The sequence below is a fragment of the Streptomyces sp. WAC06614 genome (assembly GCF_003949795.1).
Classification (GTDB): domain Bacteria; phylum Actinomycetota; class Actinomycetes; order Streptomycetales; family Streptomycetaceae; genus Streptomyces.
On record NZ_RPRY01000339.1, the window covers coordinates 1 to 7131 of the forward strand.

Genomic DNA, 7131 nt, shown 5'->3' on the forward strand with positions numbered 1-7131 from the left:
AGCCCCACCCCTGTCGACCCTCACAGGAGCCGCCATGCACGACGACCGCAGCATCACCGAACAGCGCCTGCGCCGCGTCCTGGACGAACGCGTCCGCCCCGCCGTCCACTCCCGGGTGCTCCCGCTGACGGTCGAGCGCTGGGACGTCCCCGGCGAGCCCGTCCCGGTCACCGAGGCCCTGGCGGCGGCGTACGGGCCCTGCGCGGTCGGGGACACCTGGGGGCCGGCCTGGGGCACCACCTGGTTCAAGGTCACCGGCACCGTCCCCGTCGAGTGCGCCGGCCGCACCGTCGAGGCCGTCCTCGACCTCGGCTTCGACCGGATGATGCCCGGGTTCCAGTGCGAGGGCCTGGTGCACCGGGCCGACGGCACCGAGGTCAAGGGACTCAACCCCTACAACGACTGGGTGCGGGTCGCCGACCGGGCCGAGGGCGGCGAACGGATCGAGTGGTACGTCGAGGCCGCCTCGAACCCCGTCCTCGTCGCGCACGCCCCGACGTACGAGGGCGACCGGCGCACCAGCGGCGAGCAGCCGCTGTACCGGCTGGCCCGGATGGAGCTGACCGTCTTCGAGACCGAGGTCTGGGACCTCGTCCAGGACCTCGACGTGCTCGCCGAGCTGATGGAGCAGCTCGACACCTCCGACGCCCGGCGCCACGGGATCCTGCGCGCGCTCGAACGGGCCCTGGACGCCCTGGACCTGGCCGACGTCCCCGGCACGGCCGCCGCCGCCCGCGCCGAACTCGCCGAGGTGCTCGCGACCCCCGCCGCGCCCTCGGCGCACCGGATCAGCGCCGTCGGGCACGCCCACATCGACTCGGCCTGGCTGTGGCCGCTGCGCGAGACGGTCCGCAAGGTGACCCGGACCACCGCCAACGTGGTCCAGCTCATGGACGACCACCCCGAGTTCGTCTTCGCCATGTCCCAGGCCCAGCAGCTCGCCTGGATCAAGGAACACCGGCCCGAGCTGTTCGAACGGATCAAGAAGAAGATCGCGGACGGGCAGTTCGTCCCGGTCGGCGGCATGTGGGTGGAGTCCGACACCAACATGGTCGGCGGCGAGGCGATGGTGCGTCAGTTCCTCTACGGCAAGAAGTTCTTCATGGACGAGTTCGGGATCGAGCCGCGCGAGGTGTGGCTGCCGGACTCCTTCGGGTACACGGCCGCGCTCCCGCAGATCGTGCGACTGGCCGGCGCCCAGTGGTTCCTGACCCAGAAGATCTCCTGGTCGCGGACCAACCCCTTCCCGCACCACACCTTCTGGTGGGAGGGCATCGACGGCACCCGGGTCTTCACCCACTTCCCGCCCGTGGACACCTACAACAGCGACCTCGGCGGCGCGCAGCTCGCCCACGCCGCCCGCACCTACCGCGAGAAGGGCCGCGGTTCGCGCTCCCTGGTCCCCTTCGGCTGGGGTGACGGCGGGGGCGGGCCGACCCGCGAACACCTCGCCCGGGCCCGCCGCCAGCGCGATCTCGAAGGCTCCCCGCGGGTGGAGGTCGAACGCCCCGACTCCTTCTTCGACAAGGCCCGCGCCGAGTACCCCGACGCCCCGGTCTGGGCCGGTGAGCTCTACCTGGAACTGCACCGCGGTACCTACACCTCGCAGGCCGGGACCAAGCGGGGCAACCGGCGCAGCGAGTCGCTGCTGCGCGAGGCCGAGCTGTGGGCGGCCACCGCCGCCGTACGGGTGCCCGGGTACGCCTACCCCTACGAGGACCTGGAACGGATCTGGAAGACCGTCCTGCTGCACCAGTTCCACGACATCCTGCCCGGCTCCTCGATCGCCTGGGTGCACCGCGAGGCCCGGGCCACGTACGTACGGGTGCGCGAGGAGCTGTCCGCCCTCACCCTGGCCGCGCAGCTCGCCCTCGCCGGCCAGGGCAGCACCCCGCTCGTGTTCAACTGCGCCCCGCACGCCCGGCGCGGGGTCCCGGCCGGCGGAGCGGGCACCCCCGCCCCGGCCGCCGCGCCGGTGACGCTGGAGGAACGGCACGGCGGCGGGTACGTCCTGGCCAACGGCCTGCTGCTGGTGGAGGTCGACGGCAGGGGCCTGATCGTCTCGGCGTACGACCTGCGGGCGCGGCGCGAGACCCTGGCGCCGGGCGCGGCGGCCAACCTGCTCCAGCTGCACCCCGACTTCCCCACCATGTGGGACGCCTGGGACATCGAGGAGTACTACCGCCACCAGGTCACCGATCTGGTGGACCTCGACACCCTGGAGGTCACCGAGGACACCGGGCAGGCCGCCACGGTCACGGTCACCCGCTCCTTCGGGGACGGCTCGACGGCCACCCAGTCGGTCACCCTGCGCGCGGACGCCGGGACCGTCGACCTCACGACCACGGTCGACTGGCGCGAGCGCGAGAAGTTCCTGAAGGCCGCCTTCCCGCTGGACGTGAAGGCCGAACGGACCTCCGCCGAGACCCAGTTCGGCCATGTCCAGCGGCCCACCCACACCAACACCTCCTGGGACGCGGCCAAGTTCGAGATCTGCGCCCACCGCTGGATCCACGCCGAGGAGCCCGGCTGGGGCGTGGCCCTGGCCAACGACGCGACGTACGGTCACGACGTGACCCGCACCGTCCGCCCCGACGGCGGCCAGACCACCACCGTCCGGGTCTCCCTGCTGCGCGCCCCGCGCTACCCCGACCCGGAGACCGACCAGGGCACCCACACCCTGCGCCACGCGCTGGTCCCCGGCGCCACGATCGACGACGCCGTCCGCGAGGGGCACTGGCTGAACCTGCCCGAGCGCACCGTGCCCGGCGAGCGCCCGGTCGTCCCGCTGGTCTCGGTGGACCACCCGGCGGTCGTGGTCGAGGCGGTCAAGCTCGCCGAGGACCGCGGCGGGGACGTGCTGGTGCGGCTGTACGAGTGCCGCGGCGGCCGGGCCGCGGCCGTGCTCACCACCGCCTTCCCGGTGGGCGCCGCGACCGCGACCGACCTGCTGGAGCGGCCGCTGGAGTCGACCGCGGTGGGGCCGCTGCGCGAGGACGGCACGGTGGCGCTCACCCTGCGCCCGTTCCAGATCGTCACCGTACGTCTGCACCGGACGTGACGGACGCCGCACCCCGGCGATTATGCACCTAGTTGCATAAGGGCTGCCTCCTCGCTTACAACAGGGTGACCCCCCCCGCGCGAGGGGGCGCCCCGCCATGACCCCGACCCCCCAGAGCCGCTACCCGCACCTGCTGAGCCCCCTGGACCTCGGCTTCACCACCCTGGCGAACCGCGTGATCATGGGCTCGATGCACACCGGCCTGGAGGAGCACCCCGGTGGCTTCGCACGCCTGGCCGCCTTCTACGCCGAGCGCGCCCGCGGCGGGGTCGGCCTGATCGTCACGGGCGGCATCGCCCCCAACGACGCCGGCCGCCCCCTGGAGGGCGGCTCCCGCCTGACCACCGAGGCGGAGGCCGAGGAGCACCGGGTGATCACCGACGCGGTGCACGCCGAGGGCGGGAAGATCGCGCTGCAGATCCTCCACTTCGGCCGGTACGCGTACCACAAGGACCTGGTCGCCCCCTCCGCCCTCCAGGCCCCGATCAGCCCGTTCGTCCCGAACGAGCTCACCGACGCCGAGGTCGAGCAGACCGTCGAGGACTTCGTCCGCGCCGCCCGCCTGGCCCGGCTCGCCGGCTACGACGGCGTCGAGATCATGGGCTCCGAGGGCTACCTGATCAACGAGTTCATCGCCGCCGCCACCAACCGCCGCGAGGACCGCTGGGGCGGCTCGTACGAGAACCGGGTCCGCTTCCCGCTGGAGATCGTCCGCCGCACCCGCGAGGCCGTCGGCGAGGACTTCATCCTGATCTACCGCCTGTCCATGCTGGACCTGGTGCCCGGCGGCTCCACCCTCGACGAGGTCGTCCACCTCGCCAAGGAGATCGAGGCGGCCGGCGCCACGATCATCAACACCGGCATCGGCTGGCACGAGGCCCGCATCCCCACCATCGCCACCTCCGTCCCGCGCGCCGCCTACACCTGGGTCACCCGCAAGCTCATGGGCGCGGTCTCCGTCCCCCTGGTCACCAGCAACCGCATCAACACCCCCGAGGTCGCCGAGCAGGTGCTCGCCGATGGCCGCGCCGACCTCGTCTCCATGGCCCGCCCCTTCCTCGCCGACGCCGCGTTCGTCGCGAAGGCCGGGGCCGGCCGGCCGGAGACCATCAACACCTGCATCGGCTGCAACCAGGCCTGCCTGGACCACACCTTCAGCGGCCGGATCACCAGCTGCCTGGTCAACCCGCGCGCCTGCCACGAGACCGAGCTCGTCCTCGGGCCCACCCGCACGAGGAAGCGCATCGCCGTCGTCGGCGCCGGCCCGGCCGGCCTGGCCTGCGCCGTCTCCGCCGCCGAACGCGGCCACGCGGTCACCCTCTTCGAGGCCTCCGACCACATCGGCGGCCAGCTCGACATCGCCCGGCGGATCCCCGGCAAGGAGGAGTTCGAGGAGACCATCCGCTACTTCGGCACCCAGCTCCGGGCCCACGGCGTCGAGGTCCGCCTCGGCACCCGCGCCGACGTGGCCCTGCTGGCCGGCTACGACGAGGTCGTCGTGGCCACCGGCGTCACCCCGCGGATCCCGCAGATCGAGGGCGTCGACCACGCCAAGGTCGTCAGCTACCTCGACGTCCTGCGCGACGGCGCCCCCGTCGGGCGCCGCGTCGCCGTCGTCGGGGCCGGCGGCATCGGCTTCGACGTGGCCGAATACCTCACCGACGGCGGCGAGGACGCCGGCCGGGACCCGGAGGTCTACTTCCGCCACTGGGGCGTCGACACCTCCTACCGCGCCCCCGGCGGCCTCGCCGCCCCCGAGCGCCCGGCGCCGCCGCGCGAGGTCCACCTGCTCCAGCGCAAGACCACCAAGGTCGGCGCCGGCCTCGGCGTCACCACCGGCTGGATCCACCGGGCCGAGATCAAGCACCGCGGGGTGGTCACCGTCGCCGGCGCCACGTACGACCGCATCGACGACGAGGGCCTGCACATCACCGTGGACGGCGAACCGCGCCTCGTGCCCGCCGACACCGTGGTCCTGTGCACCGGGCAGGAACCCCGCCGCGACCTGTACGAGGCGCTGCGCGCGGCCGGTGTCGAGGCCCACCTGATCGGCGGCGCCGACGTCGCCGCCGAACTCGACGCCAAGCGCGCGATCCGCCAGGGCACGGAGCTGGCCGCCGCCCTCTGACGGCAGCCGGAGCACGCGGGATTGTGGCGGCCCGGACGGGGCCGCCACAATCACGCCTGTGACGCTCACACCCGCAGAAGCCGACAAGATCCTCGCCGACAACTTCGCCCCCTGGGTCCTGGCCCTGGGCCTCACGGTCCAGGAGACCGGCGACCGCCACGCCGTCCTGCGCCTGCCCTGGTCCGACACCCTCGCCCGGGACGGCGGAGGCCTGAGCGGACAGGCCCTGATGGCCGCGGCCGACACCGCCACGGTCATCGCCATCTCCGCCGCCCGTGGCGGCTACGCCCCCATGACCACGGTCCAGCAGTCCACCACGTTCCAACGCCCGGTGACCGGCACGGACGTCCTGATCGACGTCCGCCTGACCAAACTGGGCAAACGCCTGGCCTTCGCCGACATCACCATGACCCCCACCGACGACCCGGCCCCGGCAGCCAAGTCCTCCACGGTGTACGCCCTTTTGGGCTGAGTCCTCCAGCGGCCTCCAGGTCGTGACGGCCCGGACCGTGCGCGGTGAACGGGCACCGGAACACCTGGAGCACGTCGCAGTCGCCCGGCCAGGACGGCAGGTCGGGGACATCGCGCGGGTACAACTGCGCGAGGGCGATCATCGGGAGCGGGTCCGTCCCCGACGCACCCGGGAGCCGGGGTTCGAGGCGCAGCTCGCGCAGGAGCGTGCGCTCCGCTTCCGTGGGGCCCGGGTCCTGTTCCCGGGCCCATGCGGCCGTCAGCACCTGCCGGTGACGGTGGACGTCGGCCGGGCGCAGACCACGCCCACGGCCGTGGGCCTCGCCGCACACCGGCCAGGGCTCGCCCGCCGGCCACTGCATCGGGCCACCCACGGAGCGGGCCGACGCCTGCGGGCGGCCCGGTCGCGGGTGGAGGCGCGTCGTCGTGCCACGGTAGGCGGCCGGTTCCGGGAAGAGCGCCTCGACATCGAACGGGCACGGGGGCGTGGTCCTCGTCATGGACGGGACCTTGGACACCTGTCGGCCTCGGCCGTCGCGCGACCCGGGATCGGCGGGGCTGCCGGGCCGCGGGCCGGGCCGGAGCCGGCAATCGGCGGGTCCGGACTATAACAGGCCTTCGGGGGCTTGCCCGGATGTTTATCCGATGGTGATGGACCCGTAGTCCCGGCACCACATGCGGCACTAGCGTCCCTTCGCACCCCGGGAATTCGGGTGCGCACCCCGCGGCAGTCCGCCGCCCCGTGTCACGGCGCCCCCTCCCGGCCGAGGAACGAGGAGGGAACCGTGCTGTCTCTGCGTCGACGGACCGTCGGCACCCTGTCGGCCGCCACCCGCTACGCGGTCGCCAGCGGCGTCGTCATCGGCGCCCTGACCCTGACCCTGATCGCGCTGCTGATCCCGGTGGACAAGTACGGCGACCGGGCCCCCGTGGCCGCCGCCGCGCCCGCCGCCGGGGACGACGGCGGCGGGACCATGAGCACGCCGTACGGGCCGCTGACCGCGCAGGACCGCGACTTCGTCCGCAAGGTGCGGCTCGCGGGGCTGTGGGAGCTGCCCGCGGGGCGACAGGCCCAGCAGCGCGGGACCCGGGCCTCGGTGCGCCACGCGGGGGACCATCTCGTCGAAGGACACACCGAGTTGGACCGGCGGGTCATCGAGGTCGGCCAGGCCCTCGGCCTGGACCTGCCCAACCAGCCCAACGAGCAGCAGCAGGGCTGGCTGGCCGAGCTGAGCCGGGCCCGCGGCGACGACTACGAACGCCGCTTCGTCCAACTCCTTCGCCAGGCCCACGGCAAGGTCTTCGCCCTCGTGGCACTGGTCCGCGCGCAGTCCCGCAACACCATGGTCCGCCAGCTCGCCACCGACGCCAACTCCACCGTCCTGGACCACATCACGGTGCTGGAGGACACCGGGCTGGTCGACTTCGAGGCCCTGATCGCCGATGCCGCCTCCACGGCGCCCCCGCAGCC

4 protein-coding genes are annotated in these 7131 nt (G+C 73.5%); all 4 read left to right on the top strand.

Annotation, left to right across the window (positions count from 1 at the left end; all coding sequences use genetic code 11):
* Positions 1 to 34 precede the first annotated feature (34 nt).
* A complete protein-coding gene (locus EF918_RS29970) occupies positions 35 to 3061 on the top strand; it encodes a glycoside hydrolase family 38 C-terminal domain-containing protein (protein WP_125652074.1) in 3027 nt (1008 codons plus the stop codon).
* Between the two features lie 97 nt (positions 3062 to 3158).
* Complete coding sequence (locus tag EF918_RS29975) at positions 3159 to 5189, top strand: NADPH-dependent 2,4-dienoyl-CoA reductase (protein ID WP_125652075.1); 2031 nt, start codon at positions 3159 to 3161, stop codon at positions 5187 to 5189.
* 58 nt (positions 5190 to 5247) lie between these two features.
* Positions 5248 to 5661 carry a PaaI family thioesterase gene (locus EF918_RS29980; protein ID WP_125652076.1) on the top strand — a complete coding sequence of 138 codons (414 nt, stop codon included), beginning with the start codon at positions 5248 to 5250 and terminating at the stop codon, positions 5659 to 5661.
* A 784-nt stretch (positions 5662 to 6445) separates the two neighbouring features.
* A partial coding sequence (locus tag EF918_RS29990) for a DUF4142 domain-containing protein (protein ID WP_148141278.1) occupies positions 6446 to 7131 on the top strand: 686 nt, incomplete at its 3' end.